The organism is Lutispora saccharofermentans (assembly GCF_024363565.1).
In the GTDB taxonomy this organism is placed as follows: domain Bacteria; phylum Bacillota; class Clostridia; order Lutisporales; family Lutisporaceae; genus Lutispora; species Lutispora saccharofermentans.
Genome location: NZ_JAJEKE010000006.1, coordinates 1 through 24,780 on the forward strand (window position 1 = coordinate 1; position 24,780 = coordinate 24,780).

General features: G+C 43.3%; 28 protein-coding genes and 1 other annotated feature. Of the genes, 2 read left to right on the forward strand and 26 right to left on the reverse strand.

Annotation, left to right across the window (positions count from 1 at the left end):
* Positions 1-20 precede the first annotated feature (20 nt).
* The 9 genes from LJD61_RS08230 to LJD61_RS08270 all read right to left on the reverse strand — a co-directional run bounded on the left by LJD61_RS08230 (position 21) and on the right by LJD61_RS08270 (position 6,772).
* Positions 21-377, reverse strand: coding sequence for a type II toxin-antitoxin system PemK/MazF family toxin (locus tag LJD61_RS08230; protein ID WP_255227057.1), 357 nt, complete (start codon positions 375-377; stop codon positions 21-23).
* Between the two features lies 1 nt (position 378).
* Positions 379-654, reverse strand: a complete 276-nt coding sequence (locus LJD61_RS08235; protein ID WP_255227058.1) for a CopG family ribbon-helix-helix protein — start codon at positions 652-654, stop codon at positions 379-381.
* Positions 655-832: 178 nt separating this feature from the next.
* Positions 833-2,017, reverse strand: a complete 1,185-nt coding sequence (gene alr / locus LJD61_RS08240; protein ID WP_255227059.1) for an alanine racemase — start codon at positions 2,015-2,017, stop codon at positions 833-835.
* Between the two features lie 65 nt (positions 2,018-2,082).
* Positions 2,083-2,712, reverse strand: coding sequence for a hypothetical protein (locus tag LJD61_RS08245; protein WP_255227060.1), 630 nt, complete (start codon positions 2,710-2,712; stop codon positions 2,083-2,085).
* 12 nt (positions 2,713-2,724) lie between these two features.
* The gene (locus LJD61_RS08250; protein ID WP_255227061.1) at positions 2,725-4,284 is read right to left on the reverse strand and encodes an NAD(P)H-hydrate dehydratase; all 1,560 of its coding nucleotides are present in this window, start codon (positions 4,282-4,284) and stop codon (positions 2,725-2,727) included.
* Positions 4,232-4,681, reverse strand: a complete 450-nt coding sequence (gene acpS, locus LJD61_RS08255) for a holo-ACP synthase (RefSeq protein ID WP_303740713.1) — start codon at positions 4,679-4,681, stop codon at positions 4,232-4,234. Before acpS ends, LJD61_RS08250 begins: the two co-directional genes overlap by 53 nt.
* A 238-nt stretch (positions 4,682-4,919) precedes the next feature.
* Positions 4,920-5,393, reverse strand: a complete 474-nt coding sequence (locus tag LJD61_RS08260) for a GyrI-like domain-containing protein (RefSeq protein WP_255227062.1) — start codon at positions 5,391-5,393, stop codon at positions 4,920-4,922.
* Positions 5,320-5,841 (reverse strand): DUF3788 domain-containing protein, encoded by a 522-nt coding sequence (locus LJD61_RS08265; protein ID WP_255227235.1) that lies wholly within the window; start codon positions 5,839-5,841, stop codon positions 5,320-5,322. The genes LJD61_RS08260 and LJD61_RS08265 overlap by 74 nt, the downstream gene beginning before the upstream one ends.
* Positions 5,825-6,772, reverse strand: a complete 948-nt coding sequence (locus LJD61_RS08270) for an AraC family transcriptional regulator (RefSeq protein WP_255227063.1) — start codon at positions 6,770-6,772, stop codon at positions 5,825-5,827. Before LJD61_RS08270 ends, LJD61_RS08265 begins: the two co-directional genes overlap by 17 nt.
* 325 nt (positions 6,773-7,097) lie before the next feature.
* On the opposite strand from LJD61_RS08270, the gene LJD61_RS08275 reads away from it, so the two are divergent.
* Both LJD61_RS08275 and LJD61_RS08280 read left to right on the forward strand, forming a co-directional pair.
* Positions 7,098-7,532, forward strand: a complete 435-nt coding sequence (locus LJD61_RS08275; protein WP_255227064.1) for a hypothetical protein — start codon at positions 7,098-7,100, stop codon at positions 7,530-7,532.
* Between the two features lie 22 nt (positions 7,533-7,554).
* The gene (locus LJD61_RS08280; RefSeq protein ID WP_255227065.1) at positions 7,555-8,412 is read left to right on the forward strand and encodes a class I SAM-dependent methyltransferase; all 858 of its coding nucleotides are present in this window, start codon (positions 7,555-7,557) and stop codon (positions 8,410-8,412) included.
* A 36-nt stretch (positions 8,413-8,448) separates the two neighbouring features.
* Here the strand turns inward: LJD61_RS08280 and leuS are convergent, their stop codons facing one another.
* The 17 genes from leuS to eutA form a co-directional block, all read right to left on the reverse strand.
* Positions 8,449-10,890 (reverse strand): leucine--tRNA ligase, encoded by a 2,442-nt coding sequence (gene leuS / locus LJD61_RS08285; RefSeq protein WP_303740714.1) that lies wholly within the window; start codon positions 10,888-10,890, stop codon positions 8,449-8,451.
* A 47-nt stretch (positions 10,891-10,937) separates the two neighbouring features.
* Positions 10,938-11,147, reverse strand: a binding site (T-box leader).
* A gap of 88 nt (positions 11,148-11,235) precedes the next feature.
* Positions 11,236-11,688 (reverse strand): cupin domain-containing protein, encoded by a 453-nt coding sequence (locus LJD61_RS08290; RefSeq protein WP_255227066.1) that lies wholly within the window; start codon positions 11,686-11,688, stop codon positions 11,236-11,238.
* Positions 11,678-12,787: an ethanolamine utilization protein EutH gene (gene eutH, locus LJD61_RS08295; RefSeq protein WP_255227067.1), complete on the reverse strand. Its 1,110-nt coding sequence runs from the start codon at positions 12,785-12,787 to the stop codon at positions 11,678-11,680. Before eutH ends, LJD61_RS08290 begins: the two co-directional genes overlap by 11 nt.
* Before the next feature lie 23 nt (positions 12,788-12,810).
* Positions 12,811-13,359: a BMC domain-containing protein gene (locus LJD61_RS08300; protein WP_255227068.1), complete on the reverse strand. Its 549-nt coding sequence runs from the start codon at positions 13,357-13,359 to the stop codon at positions 12,811-12,813.
* A complete protein-coding gene (locus LJD61_RS08305) occupies positions 13,353-14,702 on the reverse strand; it encodes a 4Fe-4S dicluster domain-containing protein (RefSeq protein WP_255227069.1) in 1,350 nt (449 codons plus the stop codon). The genes LJD61_RS08300 and LJD61_RS08305 overlap by 7 nt, the downstream gene beginning before the upstream one ends.
* A 17-nt stretch (positions 14,703-14,719) precedes the next feature.
* Positions 14,720-15,001 (reverse strand): EutN/CcmL family microcompartment protein, encoded by a 282-nt coding sequence (locus LJD61_RS08310; RefSeq protein WP_255227070.1) that lies wholly within the window; start codon positions 14,999-15,001, stop codon positions 14,720-14,722.
* A 26-nt stretch (positions 15,002-15,027) separates the two neighbouring features.
* On the reverse strand, positions 15,028-15,693 hold the full coding sequence (locus tag LJD61_RS08315; protein ID WP_255227071.1) for a hypothetical protein: 666 nt from the start codon (positions 15,691-15,693) through the stop codon (positions 15,028-15,030).
* Positions 15,694-15,706: 13 nt separating this feature from the next.
* Positions 15,707-16,528, reverse strand: a complete 822-nt coding sequence (gene eutJ / locus LJD61_RS08320) for an ethanolamine utilization protein EutJ (protein WP_255227072.1) — start codon at positions 16,526-16,528, stop codon at positions 15,707-15,709.
* A 17-nt stretch (positions 16,529-16,545) separates the two neighbouring features.
* Complete coding sequence (pduL, locus tag LJD61_RS08325; protein ID WP_255227073.1) at positions 16,546-17,166, reverse strand: phosphate propanoyltransferase; 621 nt, start codon at positions 17,164-17,166, stop codon at positions 16,546-16,548.
* A gap of 1 nt (position 17,167) precedes the next feature.
* Positions 17,168-17,929: a cobalamin adenosyltransferase gene (locus tag LJD61_RS08330; RefSeq protein WP_255227074.1), complete on the reverse strand. Its 762-nt coding sequence runs from the start codon at positions 17,927-17,929 to the stop codon at positions 17,168-17,170.
* A 66-nt stretch (positions 17,930-17,995) separates the two neighbouring features.
* Positions 17,996-18,280: a BMC domain-containing protein gene (locus tag LJD61_RS08335; protein WP_255227075.1), complete on the reverse strand. Its 285-nt coding sequence runs from the start codon at positions 18,278-18,280 to the stop codon at positions 17,996-17,998.
* A gap of 15 nt (positions 18,281-18,295) precedes the next feature.
* Positions 18,296-19,738, reverse strand: a complete 1,443-nt coding sequence (locus LJD61_RS08340) for an acetaldehyde dehydrogenase (acetylating) (protein ID WP_255227076.1) — start codon at positions 19,736-19,738, stop codon at positions 18,296-18,298.
* Positions 19,725-20,273, reverse strand: coding sequence for a BMC domain-containing protein (locus LJD61_RS20295; RefSeq protein WP_303740715.1), 549 nt, complete (start codon positions 20,271-20,273; stop codon positions 19,725-19,727). Before LJD61_RS20295 ends, LJD61_RS08340 begins: the two co-directional genes overlap by 14 nt.
* Before the next feature lie 13 nt (positions 20,274-20,286).
* Complete coding sequence (gene eutL / locus LJD61_RS08350) at positions 20,287-20,940, reverse strand: ethanolamine utilization microcompartment protein EutL (protein WP_255227077.1); 654 nt, start codon at positions 20,938-20,940, stop codon at positions 20,287-20,289.
* A gap of 33 nt (positions 20,941-20,973) precedes the next feature.
* The gene (gene eutC / locus LJD61_RS08355; protein ID WP_303740716.1) at positions 20,974-21,870 is read right to left on the reverse strand and encodes an ethanolamine ammonia-lyase subunit EutC; all 897 of its coding nucleotides are present in this window, start codon (positions 21,868-21,870) and stop codon (positions 20,974-20,976) included.
* Between the two features lie 18 nt (positions 21,871-21,888).
* Positions 21,889-23,253, reverse strand: a complete 1,365-nt coding sequence (locus LJD61_RS08360) for an ethanolamine ammonia-lyase subunit EutB (protein ID WP_255227078.1) — start codon at positions 23,251-23,253, stop codon at positions 21,889-21,891.
* Between the two features lie 15 nt (positions 23,254-23,268).
* Positions 23,269-24,702, reverse strand: coding sequence for an ethanolamine ammonia-lyase reactivating factor EutA (gene eutA / locus LJD61_RS08365; protein ID WP_255227079.1), 1,434 nt, complete (start codon positions 24,700-24,702; stop codon positions 23,269-23,271).
* Between the last annotated feature and the right edge of the window lie 78 nt (positions 24,703-24,780).

Here is a 24,780-nt window from a genome sequence, read left to right on the forward strand (position 1 = left end):
TAGAAAAAGGGCTTTCGCCCTTATATCGTGTAATCGGCCAATCCAAAGCTTATCTGGATGCATTCATCCACTCTCTTCATAAGCTCATCGGATAGATGTCCAATCCTCTCCTTTAATCTTTTCTTATCTATTGTTCTTATCTGTTCTAAAAGAATAACAGAATCTTTAGTAAGGCCATATTCTTCCGCGCTGATTTCAATGTGAGTAGGCAGTTTTGCCTTGTTAATCTGCGAAGTAATAGCAGCAACAATGATAGTAGGACTATATTTGTTGCCTATATCATTCTGAATAACAAGTACAGGTCTGACTCCTCCCTGCTCAGAACCAACAACGGGGCTTAAATCTGCATAAAAAATGTCGCCTCTTTTTACAATCACATTATTCACACTCCGCAAGCCTTGATTCATACCTGCATATAGTCTCATAATCAGCAGTAAGCCCAACCTCTGCTAGTGTAATATTTATCTCAGTCATCTCCAGATAACCTTTTTTCATGCTTTCTATAAAATTCATCCTTTTCATTTCGCTCAAATAAAATTTCATTGCTTTTCTCACGAACTCGCTTCTATTACATTGTTCAGTACAAATTATGTTGTCAACTTCCTTTAAAAGGCTATCAGGCAAACTGACGACTATTCTTTTACATTCAGCCACACTAGCACCTCCAGGTTTATCTATCGTCTTATCCAATATGTATGAAAATAATAATAAAAATATTCGTCCTCAAGACAACAGTGTTCTGAATTTATGCTAACCATATGTAGACTATTATATACCAACTTTTACATTTAAGCTATATATAATATTTACCAACATGCTGTCTTTTAAGGTTTTAATCTCCATAGGGGGAAATTTGATTTACTATGTTTACTATTTTCCCATCTTTTACATATACTCTCGGAATCCTCTTGCCAATCATGCAAACAATTTCATAATTAATAGTCCCAAGCTTTTCCGCTATTTCATCTATAGAAATAAAGGAATTTTTTTGTTTGCCAAATAATACGACTTCATCCCCTACTTTTACATCCTCAATACCTGTAACGTCTATCATGCATTGATCCATGCATATCCTGCCTATTACCGGCACCCTGATGCCATTCACCAAGGCTTGAGCCTTTCCTGTCAGCATTCGGGTATAACCGTCCGCATAGCCCAATGGCAATGATGCAATTTTGGTTTTTTGGGAAGCTATAAATTTTCTTCCGTAGCTGACGCTCTCTCCGGCATCGATCTCCTTTACATGGGTAATCTTAGCCTTTAGAGACATAACCTGTTTCAGGTTTATTCCGTCCAATTCCACATCCTTTGATGGCGCCAAGCCGTAAAGTATTATGCCAGCCCTGACCATATCCAGGTGCATTTGGGGAAGGTCTATTATAGCCGCACTGTTTCCGCAGTGCTTCAGCCTAATAAATATTCCTTCCTTCTCCAGTTTATCAGCAACTCGAATAAATTTGTCAAACTGTCCTTCAGTATAGCTTTTATCCTTTTCATCCGCAATAGCAAAGTGAGTGAACATGCCTTCTATTATCAAATTAGGAAGATTATATATATCTTTTATTTGGGTTACTGCAGTCTCGTCAGCCTTAAACCCTATTCTCCCCATGCCTGTGTCAAGCTTTATGTGAACCTTTGCTGTCTTGTTTTGCCTCTTTGCCTCCATTGAAAGGCTCCTGGCCAATTCATAAGAATACACCGCTTGCTCAATATCATTGCCAACAATAGCCTTAGCCCTCTCAGGCTGAGTATAGCCTAAAATCAAAATTGGTTCCTTTATGCCGGATTTTCTTAATTCCAGAGCTTCATCCAATCCTGATACGGCAAATCTGTCCGCCCCGTTTTCCAACAAAGTTTGAGCAATATATTTTGCTCCGTGCCCGTATCCGTCAGCTTTGATGACAGCTGTTACTTGGGCACTATCCTTCGCCAGCCTTCTGATCTCCCTCATGTTATCGGCTAAGTTGTCTAAATTTATTTCCGCCCAGGCAGGCCTTATAAGATCAATATTGTACATCCATAAACCCTCCTTTGCATTTTCAATAATATTATAGCACTTGTATGTATATCTTTATCAAAATATTAAGAAAATTTTTGTTCTTCTATGTCGAATAGTGAATCGTCTGTTTCAGTACCGTATAAAAAGGTTTTATACTCTACTTCTAATGTCTTTGAATCATCTTCAGCAAATACGTTTAAGAGCAATGGCTGAGCATTCTTCGGATTTACATACAGCAAGGCTTTTTTAAAATAGGGATTATTGCCTGCAACGCTGCATTGAAAAACATAATAATCTCTGCCATCTTTCTCTTCCACAGTCCATTTTGCATCCGGTGCATTTCTATAATTTTCAAGAAAAGCAGATAGAAAAGAGTTGTGTTCCTTAGTCCCTGCAAAGGTATCGGATTTGAAAGGCTTATCAATACCGACATGAAAAATGCCGCATTGCCCGTTATTGTAGATCATTATTTGCTTCATCACCAGATTGTCATCATAAAACTCTATTCGGAATTTATCCGGTTTTTTATAATACTGCTTAAGATTGTAGTAAAATACGCTTCTGTTATTTTTAACAGCCATCCTTGCTTCGCTGCTGTAGCCGGGTGCATCTTCCATTTTTTTTAATACTTTTTCAGCGCTGGGTGCGGAAAACATGCATCCTCCAAGCAGCAAAGACACTATAACAATTATGGATAAAACCTTCTGCCGCATTAGAGACCTCCTCTACTTTCCCCCTATATCCATAATTGTATGCGGTATATATTTGATTATGTCAGAGGCAACCATTCCCCACTGTCCGTATTTCTCCGCTGCCCTGTCACCGGCGGCACCATGTATATATGCACCGCATGAAGCCGCTTCCATGGGGCTCATTCCCTGGGCCAAAAAGCTTGCTATTATGCCTCCGAGCACATCTCCGGAGCCTGCTGTGCCCATGCCCGGATTGCCGGTGGGGTTGATCCTGGTCTCTCCCCAGGGAGATGCAATGATCGTGCGATATCCCTTCAGCACCACGATCACCCTGTACTTCTTCGCAAAGCTCTCCGCTGCCTCCAGTCTGTTTCCTTGAACCTCGCCTGTGCTGATACCCATAAGCCTTGCCATTTCTGCCGGATGAGGGGTTATTATGGTCGATTCCGGCCTTTGCAGCAAAATAGCCGGTTCTTCAGATATCACATTTAATGCATCCGCATCAAAGATAGCAGGTTTATTGCAACTTATCGCCGCATCAAAAACGGCCTCTTTAACCTGAGAAGATGTTCTCAGCCCGGGTCCCATGAGAAAAACTGAGGCGTTGCGGAGTGCCAACATGATTTCTCCGCTGCTTTTTGAAGCCAGGCATCCCTCTCCATCATCCGTCAGCCCCCGGGTTATCACCACAGGTATCACACCCCGAACCGCATCAAATGAGCACAAAGGTACTGCCAGTTCTACAATTCCTGCTCCGCTCCGCAAGGCTGCCTTGGCGGCTAAAAGCCCTGCCCCTTCCATTCCTTTAGAACCTGCCGCTATCAATATTCTCCCGTAGGTCCCCTTATATCCATGAGCCTTTCTGGGCTTGATGCAGCCGCTGACATAATCTCTGTCCGTCAAGTATCTGCTGATCCCTACTCTATCATAAGCCTGCTCAGGAATTGATAATCCGCATACCGCAAGCTCTCCGCAATAATAAGGGCCATCATTTATAACAAGCCCTATTTTAGGCAGCCCTAAAGCAACCGTTTTATTTGCTTTGATGCAACTGCCTTCTGCAAAGCCGGTATCACAATTCAGGCCGGTAGGGCTATCTATGGAAAGCACATATTTACGCTGCTTGTTTATTTTATCTACTATTGTCTCATAATTGCCCTTAAGCCTTCCTTTAAAACCGGTTCCCAGCATGGCATCGATAATCATATGGCTTCTGCCGAACATGATATCCAGGGCTTCTATATTTGAATCCTCCATGCTGAGAATAGGAATGCCAAGCTTCTTTATTATATTTAAGTTTGCCAAAGCATCCCCGGTTATTTTTTTCTCGTCACCGCATATAAACACCACTGCTCTCCATCCCTTGGATGCGAGATGCCTGGCTGCCGCAAAGCCGTCGCCGCCGTTATTTCCGGTTCCGCAGATCAAAGAAGCCTCCCCCTCTTTAGGCAGGCGTCCTCCCTCAATCTCTTTTTCTATTTCTTTTACAATCCCTAAAGCAGCATTCTCCATTAAAACAATGCCGGATATGCTGAATTCTTTAATTGATACTTCGTCCGCGCATCTCATTTGCTCCGACAAGCATGCTCTCAATATCCATCCACCTCTTTTCAATAGAAATCTCAGCCACAGCTGTTGCGGTAGCATAATTCCTGCTGTGAGATATAGTTATGTGAATATCGCCTATATAGTTGCCATCAGCATAGTCTTTCACTTTTCCGTTCAATCTTACAAAGGGCTTTCCTTTGACATCCCGGATTATCTCGATCTCCTTCCATTTGAAATTGCGAAGGCCGGTCCCTATGGATTTCAACACCGCTTCTTTAGCCGAGAAGCCTCCTGCAACATGTTGTGGGCTTAAAGCCTTGCCTTCCAAATATGCCAGCTCATCAGCAGTAAAAAGCCTGTCAACGAACCCCGGATATCTCTCCATGGCTTTCTTTATCCTATCTATTTCAATTATATCTGTTCCTATTCCATATATGATCATTTTAATTCCTCCGATGCCTTAAGTCGTTAGAAATAATATTCTACATATAGTTAAAATTATCCTCCTAAAAAAACATTACAGGGAGTCTATACTAAAGCAGAATTATACTTTTCTATGAATCATAAAATTTTTGATAATATAGAGAACAGCGGCTTTGATTTTCTCAAAACCGCTGTCCCACAGGTAATACAACTTTTATGGCATAGCTACTACCCACCGAGCAACATTTTTTTCTATTTTATTGTAATTTATTTACCGGAATATACATTTCAGTAAGATACTCGTTTTGAGACTGTTTTTCATCGTTCAAATAATGGTAATAGATGCCTCCGTTTGCCACAAAACTATTTTCAGATATCCATTTCATCAGTTCATCTAACGTAGCATCCTGCTTTTCGTAGGGACCACGATCTATGGTTGTTGCAATGATGCGGGAAGGAAGTATGTGCGCTGTTACATCCCCTCTCGGTTCAACAGGAAGAGCAATCTCATATCCTACTTCCACATCAAGCGTTTCAAGCTCAATGTTATGAAAACATACAATGGGGCCGCTACTGGGCAGAGTTTTCTTTTCTTCAATAAGCGCAAGAATATCTCTACCCGCATTTGCCATGAAATCAGGATACTCTCTAAAGAAATTAATTGTCTTGCGAATAGACAAAACGTTCATTTCTGGTAGTTGCTTCAAGGTGATTTTGGATATTCTGGACATACTGACTCTCCATTTCTATATTTATTTTAGGCTTCATCCGCAGTGCAAGCAGTTTCATAATATCTAAAACCGTATTGAAATTTTGCACATCCAGCATAAGCCATTTTTCGCCCTGACCGACTCTGGTTTCCCTAAATACTTTCTGGGCATATTCTGACAAAAAGGGAATTAAAAACTCGGCTTCGGGCATTTCTTTTCTTCCGATGACTACAAGGACAATAAAGTACCCTTCCATAGGATAAAGCGTACAGAGAGATTTGCCGTTTTTACTATATTTTACGTTCCATCCGGGTTGCATAGAGCAATTGCTGTAATTGTATTTTGGTTCAGTCATGTAAATCTGATGAAGATGATTATTTAGGGTTTCCCACAAACTGCTTCGGACAAAATTAATAATTTGTTGTTGGTTTGGCTTATTATCCGCACCGTATTTACAACTCCATTCCATCATATTCCTCCTCGTATGATTCAATCGATATCGGGACAAGCCAAGTTTCCATATATGCTGATGTTTCTTTGATAGGATAATAAAGTTCAACAGCAAAATCTGTTGCTGCTAAATCATGCTTATGCATCCAGCGTTCCATAAAAGTCTGTGCTTTATATACCGTTGAAGTGACAAGCTCTTCAAATGATTCTGCCTCAAAACCGCAAACAATGTATTCCATTTCCGGCATAGTAAAAATGGTAAAATCTTCTGATACGGTTTCAATTTCTACGCTGGCTTCAGCTCCTGCAAGATACATACAATATCCCTTTTTGGCATTACCTGCATAGACAACACCACATTCTTTGCCATCTGGCAGCAAACCGTAAATAGACGACTTTTGAGAATGAAAATCTTCCCACATAGTTCCGGTTACGGAAATACCACTGTCTTGTCCGCCCATAATATCCGTAAGGGGAATCTCCTTAGCAATGCCGATAATAGGTTTTGGAACATCCAGCTTTTTACGTGTTACTTCTAACACAATCCCATCTGCAATTAAAGGAACATTTTCATCAATCATTACATAGTTCAGCAAAAGATTAGGCTTTACATACTGATTCAACATAGTTCTAACATGGCGCATTTGTTCAGGTGTTATCTCAAAAATACTTTTGAAAGCTCGTGTAAAGTTAGAATGGCCGGAGAAGCAAAATTCCTCGGCAATATCTATCACTGTTCGGTTTGTATCTCTAAGCAATTCACACGCTTTTGATAAACGCCGCATCTTTGTATACTCGCGTACCGGCAGTTTTACAAGTCGATGAAACAGCCTTTGAAAGTAAAAAGGCGATAATGCGGCTACCTGCGCAAGTTCTTCAATCGACAAGTCCTTTGTTAGGTTTTCTTCAATATAATCAATAGCCTGTTGAATAGACTCCCAAGCGTGCATATCAACACCTCCTATCTATAATTTACCACAATAAGTCAATCCTTGCTTATCACACGATGCTCTTTTTGACGCTAATATCATCTAAAATGCCCTTTCCTACATAGCGGATATGGTAAAAGAATAACATTGATATAAACAAAACGACCTCCCATTAAGGAGGTCTGTAAATTCGGCAGGCTCCATCCGTAGACTGGAGTTCCAGAAGCTATGTCACATGGACTATACAGCTTCTTTGAAATCCAGCATCAAATAAATTATTATATCCCGCTATATTATATGGTATAATTTAGTAGGCGTTACAAGCAGGAAATCTAGGAGGAATGGAATGAACAAGAAAATATGTTTTGTTTCTAATTTGTGTTTGCTATTGTGGTTTTTTTTAGATATGGTTGGAATGAGTATTAATAGCCATATTTTAGTTACCAGGTCTTATAGAGATGATGCCATATTTTTTGTTATATTTTTAGTGTTATTTATTTGGTTTATTTTTAAGGATAAAATCGAGAAATATTTACTTACGGCATGGTTGTTTATGTGGTTTTTAACCCAGTTTTTAGCACATTGGTATTTTACTATTTTGGGCCCTTCACAAGAAAAGATGAATTATTTTGCTGATACAATAAAATTGATATCATCTTCTCATATTTATATACCTGACCTATATCATATAATACTTCATACATTAATCTTTGTTTCCTTAATAAATATGATAATCTATTGTGTTACTTCAACAAAAACAAATATGACCAAAGCAAAATAGTAGAATTATTAGGAGAAAAATGATGGAAAAATCACTTTTTTCAATGCTTGAAGTATCAAGCACAATGCTTATCACACTATATGCAAGAGCGCTTGAAAGCATAAGCTGTAATCCGATCATTCACGATCCCAAGGCTGTGGAAATGATCGGAATTATAAAAAAAGAAGTCGCCGGTTCAGATAATCCAATTCACAGAAAAATTGTGAATGGGAAGTATAATCCTAAGCTAGCGGTTACTATGGCTCTCCGCAGCCGTCGATTTGACAGGTATGTTTATGATTTTTTAAAAAACAATCCCATGGGTACGGTGATTAACCTGGGATGCGGCTTGGATACGAGGTTTGACCGGGTCGACAATGGAAAAGTAATATGGTTTGATATTGATTTTCCGGAAGTGATTGAACTGAGACGCCGGTTTATGAAGGAAAATGCAAGGCGCCAATTTATAGAAGGCTCGATTCTGGATAATACTTGGACAAAAATTGTTAAAACAGGCGGGCCGTATCTTGTCCTTGCCGAAGGTGTTTTTATGTATCTTACAGAGCCCGATGTTAAAGATCTTCTGGCTATGATTTATCACGAGCTGGGCTCTGCTGACATCGCCTGCGAGGTCACTAACCGCTATTGGGTAGACAAAATGAAAAACCGTTATATGCAATGGAAATTGAGACATCAATTGGGGATTACCGGCGGAGCTGTATTTACATTCGGTATACCTGACAGCCTCTATTTTGAAGAGTGGAATCCGAATTATAAATTTCTTGATGAGTGGACGTATTTTGATGATAATGAAAAAAAGTTAGGGTGGTTTAACCTGTTTTCTTTTATTGAAGTGTTGAGAAAGGTTCAGTGGACTGTCCATTATAAGATCGGGGATTAAAACAGCCGGTGCAAAATCTGCACCGGCCATAAAATTTTATTTAACCACTATATTGATCAATCTTCCTTTTACAACTATAACCTTGACTATCTGTTTGCCTAAAACAGCCTCCTTGACCTCCTCATCAGCCATTGCTATCGCTTCAATCTCTTTTTGATCGCCGCTGGAAGGCACCATCACCCTGGATTTTACTTTGCCGTTGATCTGGACCGCTATCTCAATCTCATCCTTTATGAGAGCCTTTGGATCCCATTTAGGCCATGCCTGGTTGAAGATCGAGTATTCATAACCAAGCTGCTCCCAAACTTCCTCTGAAAAATGAGGTGCAAAGGGAGCTAATATTCTTAACAAGTCAGCCAAAGCCGCTTCAAAGAATTCAACATTTTTATTTTCTACCTCCTGGTCATACTTATATAAAGCGTTTAAAAACTCCATCATCCTTGCTATGGAGGTATTGAAATGGAATTCCTCCGTATCAGCTTCCACTTCCTTTATTGCTCTATGTCTTTCATAATTTAATTCCTTCTCAGCGGCTGCCATTTCGGTACTGCTATTAGTACCCCTCAGTTCGAGCACTCTCTCAGCTATTCTTTCGACTCTGCTCAAGAATCTTGCAATGGCCTTTATAGCTCCGTCGCTCCAAGGTCCTCCTTCTTCGTAAGCAAAGCCAAACATGAGGTATAATCTGAATACATCTGAACCATATTCATTTATATAACTATCCGGGGAAATAACATTACCCTTGGATTTACTCATTTTGTTACCATCAGGGCCGAGTATTACGCCCTGGTGCCTTAAAGATGTAAAGGGCTCGTCAAACTTCAAATATCCCAAATCCCTCAATGCCTTAGTAAAGAATCTGGCATACAAAAGATGCATTGCTGCGTGCTCTGCACCGCCCACATATTTATCCACAGGCAGCATCTTGTCTATCCATTCCTTGTTCCATGCCTCGTCAGCATTTTTATTATCCGGATACCTTAAATAGTACCAAGAGGAGCAAACAAAGGTATCCAATGTATCCGCATCTCTCTTAGCCGGCCCTCCGCATTTGGGGCAGGTGGTGTTTATAAACTCCTCACACTTTTTGAGCGGTGATTCTCCATCGGGAGTAAATTCCACATCATATGGAAGCAGCACAGGCAGATCCTTTTCCGGTACCGGCACTGTCCCGCAATGCTCACAGTAAACTACAGGAATAGGAGAGCCCCAATATCTTTGTCTGGATACCAGCCAATCTCTCAATCTGTAGTTTATCTTTATTTCACCTTTGTTCTCTCTGGCCAGTTTATCTACAATCTTCATTCTGGCATCTGCAGATGTCATTCCGTCAAACTCACCGCTGTTGACCAATACTCCATATTCTACATAAGGCAGTGGAGCATCGCTGCCGTCAGCGCTTTCAATAACTCTCTTGATATGAAGATCAAACTTTTGTGCAAACTCATAATCTCTTTCGTCATGTGCCGGCACCGCCATTACACATCCGGTGCCATAGGTAGCCAGTACATAATCGGCAATCCATATCGGCAATCTTTCGCCGGTTATGGGATGAATGCTGTAGGCTCCTGTGAACACACCCGTTTTCTCTCTTGTAGTGGATAATCTGTCTATCTCGCTCTGCTTCTTCGCCCATTCTCTATATTCTTCTACGGAATTGCAGCAATCTCCGGACACAATCTTATCCACTATTGGGCTTTCGGGAGCCAGCACCACATAGGTTACTCCGCATAATGTATCGGCTCTGGTGGTAAAGACTTTGAAAGCTATATCGGAATTTTCAACTTTAAACTCTATTTCAGCGCCCTCTGATTTGCCTATCCAATTCTTTTGTATCTTCTTTGTCTTATCCGGCCAATCAAGCTCCTCCAATTTTTGCAAAAGCTCTTCTGCATAGGCTGTTATTTTAAAGAACCACTGAGTAAGATTCTTCTTAGTAACTTCCGAATCACATCTCTCGCAATGGCTGTCTATTACCTGCTCATTGGCTAAAACTGTCTGGCAGCTGGGGCACCAGTTTACAGGCGCTTCTTTTCTATAGGCAAGGCCTGCATGGTAAAGCTGCAGGAATATCCATTGGGTCCATTTATAGTATTCGGGCAAACAGGTAACCACTTCATAATCCCAGTCAAACATCGCTCCCATTTCTTTGAGCTGCTTTTCCATTGTCTGAATGTTTTTCATAGTAGAATCATGAGGGTGTATCCCTGTTTTTATTGCATAGTTTTCTGCCGGCAAGCCAAAAGCATCAAAACCCATAGGTTGAAATATCTCATAGCCCTGGAGCCTCTTGAATCTTGCCCAGGAGTCTGTAGGTCCGAAATTATACCAATGTCCTACATGAAGGTTTGCACCGGATGGGTAGGAAAACATCTCAAGGCAATAAAGCTTCTTATCCACTCTATCAGGATTGAACTTATACAGCTTGGTTTCCTCCCATTTTTTTTGCCATTTCCTATCGACTTCTACGTTATACATGCTTATCACTCCATCCATATTGATAAAAAAATAAACCCCGTCTCCTGCAAAGAGACGGAGCAAACCGCGGTACCACTCTAATTGATCATCATTTAATAATCCACTTGAAGCCCTATAACGGCGGGCGCCGTCTTGCCCTACTATTTTCAGGCAGCAGCTCCTGGGCGAGTTTGAAGATTGAACGCCGCCATTTTCCACCGTTTCATGGCTCTCTATAAGCTTCGTATTCCTCTACTATTCCCATTCTTCACTTTTATAATATTGTATGTGATTTTATCGCAAAATTTCATCTTTGTCAATATTATATGGTGCATCAAGAAAAAAATGTGGTGCAAAACACCACATTTATAGCTCCGCCCAATTTGCAGGATATGTGACATAAATAAACCGTGCATGATCGGGGGCTGAGAATTCAATGGAACTGTTCCTGGGTATAAAAATAACATCGCCGGCATTACCCTTTATCCTTTTCCCATTAATGATGATCTCCAGAGTGCCTTCTATCACATAGTCTATTTCGTCATATTTAAGGGTCCAGGGGAAGGAGCTCTTTTTCATCTCCATGAAGCCGCATCCCAGACGGGGGCTTTCCTCCAGAGCTACTATATCCTTGAGAAAAACCTGATCGCCGGGCTTTCCTGTATCAAAGGCTTCGCATTTTACAGTCGAGCCCTTGATGCTGATTATGCCGCTTTTATCTATTTCCCTCATCATTTCTGCTTTAGAAGGCTGCATTTTTTCCATCACTATTTTTGCTATAGCATCTATTAAGGCTGTGTTATCAATATTAGGCAGCATGGCTTTTACCCTTTTTTATGCTTATGCCGCTCTTAGGTGCGATAAAGGATGCAAGAGCTATAGCAGTTACACCGGCTACGAGCTTGCCTACTATCATGGGGAATATCATTTCCCGGTTTACACCGGCGGTAAAGCCCAAATGATCTCCAAATACAAAGGCTGCGCTTACAGCAAAAGCAACATTCAGTACCTTGCCTCTTTCATCCATATCCTTCATCAGTCCGAACATGGGGATATTGTTAGCCAGGGTAGCCACCATGCCTGCCGCTGCCACATCATTCATCCCCAATACCTTGCCCATGCTCATGAGGGGCTTTTTAAAGACTTTGGTAATGAAATGCACCATTGGGAAGGCGCCTGCCAGCATTATAGCTATGGAGCCTACTATTTGTATGCCTTCGCTTATAGGTGCCATGCCCGGAATCACAACTATACCGGTAAGCGTCTCAATGATTATAGCAGCCGTGCCTATGGTTATGACCCATACCACGCCTTTGCCGAAAACATTAAAGCCTCTGATCATCTTATCCGGAATCTTCCATAGGCCCAATGCGATCAGCAAAGCGACAATGATTATCGGTACAAGATTCATCGTGATCATACCAATGCTGTAGCCTGCTACAAGGCCGCCGACGAAGCAGCCTATGGGAATGGTGATCATACCGGCCAAAATGCCTGTGGCCAGATATTTATGATCTTCTTTTTGTATTATCCCCAATGCTACAGGGATTGTAAATACTATAGTAGGCCCCATCATGGAGCCCAGAATCAAACCGGCAAACAGCCCTGCTTCTTCAGTCTGAGCAAGCTGCAATGCCAGCGGATATCCTCCCATATCACAGGCAAGGAGAGTTGTAGCAAACATAGCTGGGTCAGCACCCAATGCCGTATATACGGGGACGATGACAGGCTTCAGTATGGTTGCCAGGACGGGGGCCAGGGATACGACTCCTACCATGGCGATGGCTAAAGAACCCATAGCCATAAAGCCTTCATCAAACTTCTCCCCCAGGCCGAATTTGTTTCCTATTATCTTGTCAATAGCACCCAAAACCATGAAAACTACCATGATATAGACAATAATCTCATTGATGCTCATTTAATTTCCCCCTTTACAAATTTTTATAGCAAACTCATAAATAATTCTTCCGATGGGTTAGAAATTACTGCTTTATTGATAAGGGTTCCTTCTTCTATGGATTCTCTGGCCGCGGACTCAACCGCTTCCGTTACGGCGCTCACGTCTCCGGACAGCACCACAAAGGATTTGCCGCCAATGCTTATACCCAGCCTTATATCAAGCAGACTCACTTGTGCTGCCTTTACCGCGTTATCTGCAGCTTTTACCGAGGCTGCAATATTAAAAAATTCCATTACACCTATGGCATTCACTTTTTCTATGGGGCTTGCTCCGTTGAAGGCATTCAATACCTGAGCACTGACATTAGGTATTATGAAATTTTCTACTGCAAACTGGCCTGCTCTGTCCAGTCCTGCAGCTATAGATGCCTTTACGGCACCCACATCTCCGCTTATCATTATAATGAATTTTCCGGGGCATACAGGCTTTGAAAATACCAGCCCCACTTCGGCTGCTTTCATCATGACATCAGCAGTTTCAACAGCCCTGGCAATGCTGTTCAATTCAATCATTCCAATAGATTTCAACATGGCATCACCCCATTGCTGGTTTTCTGTATGATTATAAAATCATCAATTTTCATCACGGTCCCATCTATGCTTCCATGTATATTGGCACCAACATCCTCAAAATCCACAGAAGCTATAAGCTGTCCCGCATAAACTCTATCTCCCGCATTTACCAGCGGAGACGCAGCTTTCCCGATATGCTGCTTCAACGAAATAGAAACAGTATCGGTATCTACCCGCTTCAGCTCCAAAGGCCTTTTTACATCGTATTTGTTCATATCAATCCTGGAAAACATCCTCGCTGCCGGAATTTTTCTATGTTCTCTGAGGCTTAAATCCTTAATGCCGCTGCCGTTGTCTTGGAATCTGATTCCCTTTTCCCTGAGCTTTTTCTTCACATATACATTTACCAGCCGCGGGGATATTCCCATGGGGCAGGCATATAGCTCGCAGATACCGCATTCGCAGCATATCAGTGAGTCAATAAAGCTCTCGTCTATCTCTTCACTATATCCTATCTTTCTCATTATCTTATGGGGCCTCAAAGGATGTCCGATCAGGTATCTCGGGCACATATCAGTGCAATAGCTGCATTGAATGCAGGCCGATCTGGTTTGATTTATCATATGCCGGAGGCTGAGGGCGTTCTTGCGGATCAGATGATGGTCCGACGGTACGACTATTATTCCTCCATCGGTTTTGGTGATGCCCCTTTTGTCAATTTCTTCCGCCGCAATGATCTTTCCCATAACAGGGCCTCCGAGGATCACGTGAAAGCTGTCCAGCTTGCTGCCCCCTGCAGCGGATATGCATTCCCTCACGCTGATGCCTATAGGTACATCAAGGATTACAGGATCATTGACTTCTCCCAATACGGACACATACTTTCTTATGACAGGCTTATCCTCCATGGCATAATAGATGTTGAGCAGTGTGCCCACATTGCTCACTACCGCTCCAACCTGCATGGGTATTCCGCCAGGCGGTACCGTGCGGCCTGTAACCTCAAATACCAATATTTGTTCATCACCGGCGGGATATATGCTGTCCATAAAGAAGAATTCCATATTCATATTCAGCTTTTCTGCAGCTTTTTTGAGGTGGTATGTTTCATCCGAATATTTCTTTTTAAGAGCAAATACGATCCTGTCAGCCTGAACCAGCCCAGCGGCCTTCTCAATTCCCAGCATGAGCTCGTCAGCCTTTTCCCTCATTATATGCTTATCTGTCTGCAGCAGCGGTTCACATTCTGCTCCGTTGATGATGAAGTATTCCACCCTGGTGCTGAGTTTCTTGTGGGTGGGAAAACCGGCACCGCCTGCACCCACTACGCCTGCATTGTAGATTTTTCTTAATTCTTCCATCATATCACCTCACAGGCCTATTCCGGATATGCCTTCTCTACCTCTACCATATCGATGATACCAACTATAGCGGCATCAATAGGTATGCCATCCTTTCCAAGGACCTTCCTTGCCGAGCTTCCCTTTGTCACGAGAACAGTCTCCCCTATTCCTGCACCTACTATGTCTGCCGCTATAAATGTGGGAGCGTCTCCTTCCTTGCAATAATCCATGGGCTTCACTGCAAGGAACTTAAGGCCGTTTAAAGCGTCATCCTTCCTTGTTGCCCATACATTACCTATTACTTTTGCCATTATCATATCCTTATATCTCCTTTGCATAGGCATTATTCTTTAAATAAGGACATATTGTTTGTTTTCATAAAGTCTCTGGCAAGCGGGGTCACAATGCTTCCTTTGCTTATCTGTATTGTTTTATGCCCTTGCTGTGCCAGCCTTCTGAGATCCTGCTCAGTTATAAGCTTCTTATCCAATCTGCACTGATCCCTTGATTTGCAATCATCCCGGGAACTTTCTTCATTCTTTGAGTTATCATTTACGCCATTGTCATTGATATCCTTAATTATTTCTTGTGCCTTAAGCATTTTTATTCCATAACTTTTTAAGCAATCTTCATAGTGCTCCAGCTGTTTTTCCAAGCCCCTGTCAATGGTTGACTCATATTTTTTATATTCCATGCTGTCCTTTTCAACATAAATCTTTTTGCCTGTCAATCTCCCTTTAAGAATCAGCTTTGAGACATTAGTGCCCGGCACCAGCAGGGCAGAGCTCACCAGTTCAAATATCGACATCCCCCGGATGATTATAAAATCGTAATCATCTATGGGCATATCATCTGAATAGCCTTCACAGCATGTATGGCATATGGCTGCTCTACCCAGTTCTTCTCCGGCAAGCTCACCTTTCCCTATGAGCATTATTTTGGGGGAGCTTGATTCTATTCTTTTTATGACCTCCTTGACGACTCTATCAATTAAGATATTCGTATCCAAACTATCACTCCCTTTAATAACAACTAAGCGCAATACCGACAGGTGTAACCAGCAGCGGATTGTATGGCTTGACGGTTTTGATCCCTGTTTCTCTTTCGATGATGTCCTCTATGCCGGTCAAACAGGATGTGCCCCCGACAAGATATATATCCCTTACCTTGAAGCCTCTTATATGGCAATTGATGATGGAGGCCATTTTTTGAACCACGGGAAGCACCAGAGGGGTTATTTCCTTATGCCTTGCTTTGTCCCTTTTTATATCATCCGCTTCTTCAAATCTGATCTTATAATTCCCTGCAATTACCAAAGACAGGTGTGTTCCTCCCGTCGGCTCGTCGGCCGTATATACGACTCGGCCGCCCTCAATAATTGATAATCCTGTGGTTCCACCTCCAATATCAACGACAGCACCATCTTTGATGCATAGCACCTTATTGGCAGCCGTAGGTTCATCCACTACGGATACCACTTCTATTCCCGCCGCTTCTACCACATAGCGGTGGGTGTCGCTGTCCCTTTTTCCTGTTCCCGGAGGTACTGCTATAGCTGCCTTGGAAATATCAGCGCTTATTCTTTGCTCTATTTCCCTCTTCAAGCTTTTGACGATGCTGACTGCTCCCGAGTAATCCACAACAAGACCGTCACGGACGACCTTTGCCGATTCCATGGCGCATGCAACAGGTTTCCCCTTCCAATCCAGCACAGTTAGTGTTACATGTGAGGTCCCTAAATCCACCCCCACCTTTGGCTCTCCTTCTCTTTCAAAAGCACATTCTCCGGTCAGGGTCTGTTCAACCTCCATGATCAAAGAATCAGCCTTGCTCAAATCCTCCATCATAAACCTCCCGGTATTTATATAATTTCTCCCATTGCACCTTCGACAAAGCCGCAGGCATTGGCTTCATCGTGATCTATATGGATAGCCAGCCGGCTCTTTTCTGTAATCCTTATTATCACATCCTCAAATACCAATGGCCTAACGCTGTGCACCCTTACCCTCACGATTTGTTTATCCGAAAGCCCATATCTAATGCCGTCTTCCGGAGTCATATGAATATGCCTTTTGGCAACTATGGTGCTGCTTCCGGCTTCAATAACCTTTCTGCAGCAGCTGATAAACAATGTTTCGCTATCCTCCAGATCTCCGGAAAGCCTCAAGGGAGCATTTACTCCCAATGCGATACTATCGGTGCGCGAAATCTCTACTTGAGTGCTTCCCCTTACGGGTCCAAGTATGGCAACATTCCTCAGCACGCTTTTCGGCCCGATTATATCCAATCTTTCCTTGCAGAGATATTCACCCGGCTGGGACAATTCTCTGATCTTCTCAAGCTCATAACCTTTTCCGAAGAGGCTGTCTACGTGCTCTTGAGAGAGGTGCACATGTCTTGCAGAGGCTTCAATGGGGATGTATTTGGCTTCCTCAATCTTCCTCAACACTTTCTCAACTATAAGCTCCAGGGTATCCACCATATTACCTCTCTTCCTTGTAATATCCGGTAATCTGTCTCAGCATCATGATGTAAATGCAGCTGCTCAACCTGTTCAAGGCTCTTATTATGTCAACCCGGTCCACGCCTTCTTCGGTTTTAAAGGCTTTAACCGCTGCGATCTCGACTTCGCGCATAGCGCTTCTGATGCTGTTCAGCAATATAGCCGTCTCGCCCATCTCCCAGGAGGGGAGTATATGCTTTGTGTTAAAATATTTCTGCGGATTATGGGACATCTCTCTCAGCTTTTTCTCATCCAGATCCAATATCTCCACCTCCGGCAGGGCTTCATTCAATACCTCTGCTCTCATGATGCTGCGGCACAAAGTCAATGCCTCTTCCAGATCCTTTACTATACCCATATATTTCTGCTTTGAGGCGGATACTTGCACTTCCATGATCTTGCTTTGAAGGCTGTCCAGCTTCCCCCTCATAGCGATGCGAGGATGATCTTTAAGCACCAGTTTATTGCCGTGGAGCTGGGTCATGTATTCGGGTTTATCTGTGAAATAGCCTCCCCCAAACACCGCAGAATACTTGGGCGTGATGCATTCTTTCTGCTCCTTTTCCGTTTTGTCTTCCGCGGCTTTGGCTGACTCTCTGCCTCTTACGACTAATTCTATTTCCCTCTCCTTTAAATACTGTCTGGCTGAAGGCGTGATCTTTACATCAGGTTCCACAAAGTATTGGCTTACTTTTTTATTCCTCAGTTCGACTCTAAGTGAAGTCTCCGTCAATACACTCATATCTTCACATCCTTCTATGAATAAATGAGGCAGGGGGCACCAGTCCCCCTGATTTATACTGGTTTATTAGCCTTCTAATTTAGGCAGGATCATCTCCACTTCACTGTGAGGCCTCGGAATGACATGTACTGATATCAGTTCTCCTACTCTCTCAGCAGCTGCTGCACCGGCGTCAGTTGCGGCCTTGACTGCACCTACATCTCCTCTTACCATAACGGATACAAGGCCTCCTCCTACAAGGACCTTTCCTATAAGGGTTACATTTGCAGCCTTTACCATGGCATCTGCCGCTTCTATTGCTCCTACCAGACCTTTGGTTTCGATCATTCCCAATGCGTTTGTATTAGACATTCATATTCCTCCTCTTTAATCATGATTTTCTTTGCTTAATCTCTCCAATACCAGCTTTACAATGTTGTCTATGTTTAAGCCGTCCTCTTTGCCGCCGCGCAAGTCTTCGGCCTCCAGCACCCCATAAGTTACTCTCCTTATGTTTATGAGGTTCATAGGACCCACGTTATCCGATGTGGCACTTCCCCCGGCGGCGCCGCAGCCCAATGTGAGGGACGGCAGAAGATTTGTTGTCGCACCTATTGCACCTTGTGAAGAGGGTGTATTTATCAGCATTCTGGATACGGGCTTTTTTAGTGCAAACTCCCTGATCACATTCTCATCCCGTGAATGTATCACGAGGGAGTGCCCTAATCCGCCGTGCTTCAAAAGCTCTATACATCTTTCACAAGCTTTATGCCAGTCCTCCTCGGAGTAAAATGCCAATATGGGTGACAGCTTTTCTATTGAGAAAGGATAATCCCTTCCTACTCCTGCTTGTTCGCATACAAGGACTTTGGTGTCTTTGGGCACATCAATGCCGGCCATGGCAGCAATCCGCTCTGCAGGCTGCCCCACTATCCTGGGATTTAGTCCGCCGTTTGGCTTTATTATCAGTTGTGCAAGCTTTTCCAGGTCATCCCCGTATACAAAATGGGCTCCTTGCCTCACCAGCTCTTTTTTGACATCTTTCTTTATGCAATCCTCCGTAACTATTGCCTGCTCGGATGCACATATGGTGCCGTTATCAAAGGTTTTGCTGTCCAATATCCTTTTTATCGCCTTGGGAATATCGGCGCTTCTCTCGATAAAAGCAGGTACATTTCCGGGGCCTACACCCAAAGCCGGAGTTCCGGAGCTATATGCCGCCTTCACCATGGCATAGCCTCCCGTAGCCAATATGAGGGAAGAAAGTCTCATCAGTTCGGCAGTTCCTTCAGCAGTGGGGAAGCTCATGCAGCTTATCAAGCCCTCCGGCGCTCCCAGCTTTTCGGCCATATCCTTCATAATATTTACAGCTTCCATTATGCAGCCCTTTGCAGAGGGATGAGGGCTTAAGATTATCGCATTTCCCGATTTTACTGCAATCAAAGCTTTGAAGATCGCCGTTGAAGTGGGATTCGTAGAAGGCACAAGCCCGGCGATCACACCTACAGGAGTTCCTATCTCAATTATTTTTCTGTCCTTATCTTCATTTATTACACCGATGGTTTTCATATCCTTAATGCTTTCGTACAGCTTCCTGCTTGCAAATCGGTTCTTTATTACCTTATCTTCATATTTGCCGAAGCCCGTTTCCTTTACGGCCAGATCTGCAAGGTATTCTGCATTTGACCAGCTCACTTCAGCTATACATCTCACTATTTCATTGATTTCCGCTTGATCAAAGGATGCAAACTCCTGCTGGGCGATCCTTGCTTTTTGAACCAGAGTTCTCACTTCTTGAATTGACTTCAGGTCTCCATCAACTATCTCCATCTGCTCTTCCCTCCTTTCCCAAGCAATCCAGTATAGCATTTATCAGCTCTTGCTTTTTGCCGAAGTTTATCTGGTTCTTATCCAAAGAAATGTTTTCCAGCGACCTGGCAATCATCCTGAGCTTTGCCACGTTCATCTTAGATAATTTGTTTATGTCAGGATATGAATCATCGTTATTTGATTTCCTGCCATCATCTCTGTCATTTTTCAGCGTTTTCACAGCAGAGTTGTCTGCTTTATCATCTCTTGGCTTTGTATGAATGAGCTTTTGAACATCCGGTGACGGCCTGGGTATGACATGAGTAACTGCTTTCAGCCCAAGCATTTCTACGGCAGCTTTGGCGGCATCAATGGCAGCTTTTACTGCCCCCACATCTCCCATGACCTTTATGAGCATATATCCGCCCTTTACTCTTTCAGAGCCTATCAATCTTACATTGGCAGCTTTTAAACATGCATCTGCAGCCTCTATATGTGCTATATAGCCATAGGTTTCCACCATGCCCAGTGCGGTTTGATCATTAAGGCTTTCCATTTTGAATCACTTACTAATATTTGGTCGGGTTTTCCGCTACGAACTGAACTGCAGCTGCAAAAGCGTCACAGGCGGCCTTGCAGGCTGATTGGCTGCCTGTCAGCAGCCCGCCGCCGAAGTTTGTTTCTGATGGTGGTCCATAGAAGGCTGCCATTTTTACGTCTGCAGATTTCAGGGCTGCGTCAAGGGCATACATGGCTTCTAAAGGAGGAGCTATGAGATATGCTATTGCAGCTCCTTCCTCCACACCTGCTACCTTAGATAAGAATGACCCTGTTCTGGATATGCAGTGTGCATAATATGGTATGGTATTGTCATCATTGGCACTGTAAAAGCATGCGTCATTCTGGATGAATTCAACGGCCGCATTTAAGCCGCTCCTAACTTCCGCAGGATTTGGGCCTGCAATGATGCCTATGAATTCTCCCGCTAATTTTGTGCTGGCATTGGCTGAACCTGCATAAAAGGATTTTGCATAGACCACCTGAACATCCGCCTTTTTGGTAGCCTCATCCAAAGCTGTATAGGACACGTCATCTATATCAGTCGTAAGCATGCCCAAGCTGCGCTGATGGGGCTCCAGTTTGAATTCTGCAGCCATGTCCGGGTCCACATTGGATATGATCTTTACGCTCAGCACCGTCGCTTTAATAGGATCATTTTTCATCTATCATCCCTCCAACTTCATAGATTTGACCTTTCATATCTTAAGGTCCAAGCCGCTGGCTTTTTTATCAAGCATCAGCTTTATAAGATCCGCTATATGGGCTCCGGCCTCTACTGCCGGAGTTCCGCCCCTGTGAATATTGGAAACCACGTTTCTTCTGGCCTCAGGCATCCCTACCTTTGCTCTATATGCTATGTATGCGCTCATGCTTTCTGCCGTGACAAGCCCCGGCCTCTCGCCTATCAAAACACAGGTTACTTCTGCTCCCAGAACCTCTGAAACATGGTCCATGGCAGGCACTCTTCCATATTTTAAGAAAAACGGAGTTCCCACCGATATCCCATAGTTTTTCAGCCCCTGGATTATGACCGGCAAAATATCTGATGCATTGGCTTCTATCGCAGTAGAGCTTAAACCATCGGAAACATAGATTTGAACTTGCGGTGCTTTAGTGCACTTGCTCTTTAGAGCCTCCACGGCTTCATCATCAAGAATCCTTCCTAAATCAGGACGGGTCAGGTAATGATCCTTATCCTTGCATTTAGTCTTTACTGCGAACAAATTCATCTTGCTTATCAAGGCTTCCGATACATCCGTAAAAACCGCATCCTGAGCTGCAGCATGGTCTGCCCTGAATCTCAGCATGGTTTCTGTTTTGTATCTCGGTCCTGCTCTCCATACCCCAATCCTTGCAGGAGTGCTCTCCTTCATCTTCAACAGGCCCTGGAGATTTTCCGGCTCTGGCACCAGTACCTGTTTTCTAAGCTCTATTTTTGCTATATCATTTATATTCTCATCTGCGGCATCCTGAGAAGCATCTAAATTGCAGCAGCTTTCCGAGCTGTCATTTGATTCCTTTGCCGGAGCAGCGCTTCCGATTTCCGCTATTACCTGTTCGATTATTTTTCTCAATTCAATTTCAGATATCATTCACTTCACCCCTCTGGATTATTTTAAAAAGATCGATGCGTCGCCGGCACTTCCTGTCAGCTGACCATCCTTCCATATGCCCATGGATTCCATCCATGCCTCAAATTCTTTAGAGGGCCTTAATTTAAGCAGCTGCCTGAGCGAAGCAGCATCATGATACCCTGTGCACTGATAGTTGAGCATGACATCATCTCCATGAGGTATGCCCATGAAATAATTGCAGCCTGCAGAGGTAAGCAGTACAGCCAGGTTTTCTATATCATTTTGATCGGCCTTCATATGATTCGTATAGCAGGCATCAACCCCCATGGATATTCCCGTGAGTTTTCCCATGAAGTGATCTTCCAGACCGGCCCTTATCACTTCTTTGCTGTTATATAGATACTCAGGCCCGATAAATCCTACAACTGTGTTCAGCATAAAGGGATTGTATCTTTTTGCCAGTCCATAGCACCTCGCTTCCATAGTGACCTGATCCGCACCATGATGGGCATCAGAGGACAGCTCCGAACCCTGGCCCGTTTCAAAATACATGACATTGGGGCCTGCCGAGGTTCCGCATTTTGTAACCAGATCATGTGCTTCATCCAGCAATGCAACAGATATGCCGAAGGCTTCATTACCCTTTTGAGATCCTGCTATGCTCTGGAAAAAGAGATCGCTGGGAGCACCCTTTCTCACGGCTTCCATCTGCGTTGTCACATGAGCCAAAACGCAGCTCTGCGTGGGGATCTTCCACTTTTCTTTTATTTCGGCAAACAAATTGAGAACTGCCGTAACGTTGTCAACAGTATCCTCAACAGGGTTAAGGCCGATAACCGCATCTCCCACGCCATAGCTCAAGCCTTCATACACGGATAATTCTACTCCTTTAATATTGTCTGTAGGATGATTGGGCTGAAGCCTGAAGGATATAGTCCCGGTCAGGCCTATGGTGGTATTGCAGTGGGCAGTTACTCTGATCTTGCTTGCTCCATATATTAAATCAAGATTGCTCATCAGCTTTGCAACCGCTGCGACCATTTCACTGGTCAAGCCCCTGCTTATTCTCCTGATCTGCTCAGCAGTCGTCTCGTTTGAAAGGAGCCATTCCCTAAGCTCAGATACAGACCAATTTTTTATTTCACCATATATGCTCTCATTGACAGCATCCTGAATGACCCTTGTGACCTCGTCTTCTTCATAGGGAACTACAGGATTGTTTCTCAGATCGGACAAGGTAAGATGGCTCAGAACATCCTTTGCGGCTATTCTCTCTGCCATGCTTTCTGCACATACACCGGCCAATTTGTCACCGGATCTTTCCTCATTTGCTTTTCCCAAAACCTCTTTAACATCTTTAAACTGATATACATGTCCGAAAAGCTTTGTTTTTAGTCTCATCTAATCACCTCTTTACTAAAAATTAAAGATTAGGGTCTTAATGACTACAGGTACGACTCTCCCATCGCCCAAAGGTTTACCGATGTCAATGTAATCTCCGTTTTCAACGCTGATGCCGTCAATGCATACTACATGCTTTTCGCCGCGCAGCTTAGAGTACAGTGTTTGGCCGAGAGCCTTGGCCATATCATTTTCCACCACTATTATTAAATACTCCTGAGTTCCCAGATGCTTTCCCATTCCCCGGATTATACTCTCTGCTATGGTTACCAGCTGTGAGAATGCAGGATTCTTCACCCCCTTCAAAGCTAATGCAACTTGCTGGCCTCCCGATTGTAAATCATATAGCTCCAGCTTTTGAGATATGCTTTCAGCAAGCCTTTCTGTGATTTCTGGTCCATCCTCATGGGATGCTTTCAGAATGGGTATATTCTTAAGCGGAAAGCATTTTTTTGTATAGGTTATAGTGCTGCCGCTTATCTCCACCGTATGAGCACCCGCTCCCACCACTGTAGCCCTGATGGTTTCATAAGGCTTCTTCATCTTGATCCTCTGCGGGATCGATGATTTCCGTATAGCTTTTCCAAGCAAAATACCGATATCGTCGAATTTAAATATTTCCCCATCCCCGGGATTATAAATATGATCCGCTACGCCTCCGGAAAAGGTTATGTAATCAATGGCATAGCTTCTTCGCAGATCCCTGCCCGTCAGCATCATTTCCAGGGCTTTTGATTTTGGGGCTAAGCCCAGAACCTCTTCCAAGGTTTTGGTCATTTCCGCGCAAACAGCTTCAGCCGTTCCTACTGTGACGCTTTGATTTTCCCTTATACTTATTCTGGCGCCTTCTGCCAATTTTTTTATCTTTGGCGCTATATATTCAACAACTTGCGTATTTTTACTCAACCTGAGCAATCTTCCTCCGATATCAAGACATGCGGTATCAATAACCTCTCCATCTTTAAATACAGCGACATTTGTTGTTCCTCCGCCTATATCCAGATTCGCTGCCACACATCCTTCATCTCTGGAGAGGCGCTCCGTTCCGGCACCCTTTCCCGCTATTATTGCTTCCAAGTCCGGTCCTGCAGTAGCGACAACAAATTCTCCTGCCAGCCCTGCAAGGCTTTCCAGCACTGAAGAAGCATTTTCCTTCCTCGCTGTTTCACCGGTGATTATGACTGCGCCTGTGCTTATTTGTCCCGGTGAAAGCCCCGCCTTCTCATACTCATTCTCAATTATTGCTCTAACCCTTGCTGCATCAATGGTTTCATAATTTATCAGAGGAGTGAAATATATCTTGCTTTCGTAGATTATTTTCTTTTCTTTGATCTCTATCCTTGGCACTGAAAAATCCGAGGCTGTGTTTTCGATCAAAATACTGCTGAACACCAATTGTGTAGTTGATGTCCCGATATCAATTCCCACGCTTAATATCTCTTCTTTCAATATTCATCCCCCTTTAAAAAAGGTCGCTGTATGCAAAGAAGCCAAAAGGATATATTATATCCTTTTGGCTTCTTTGCC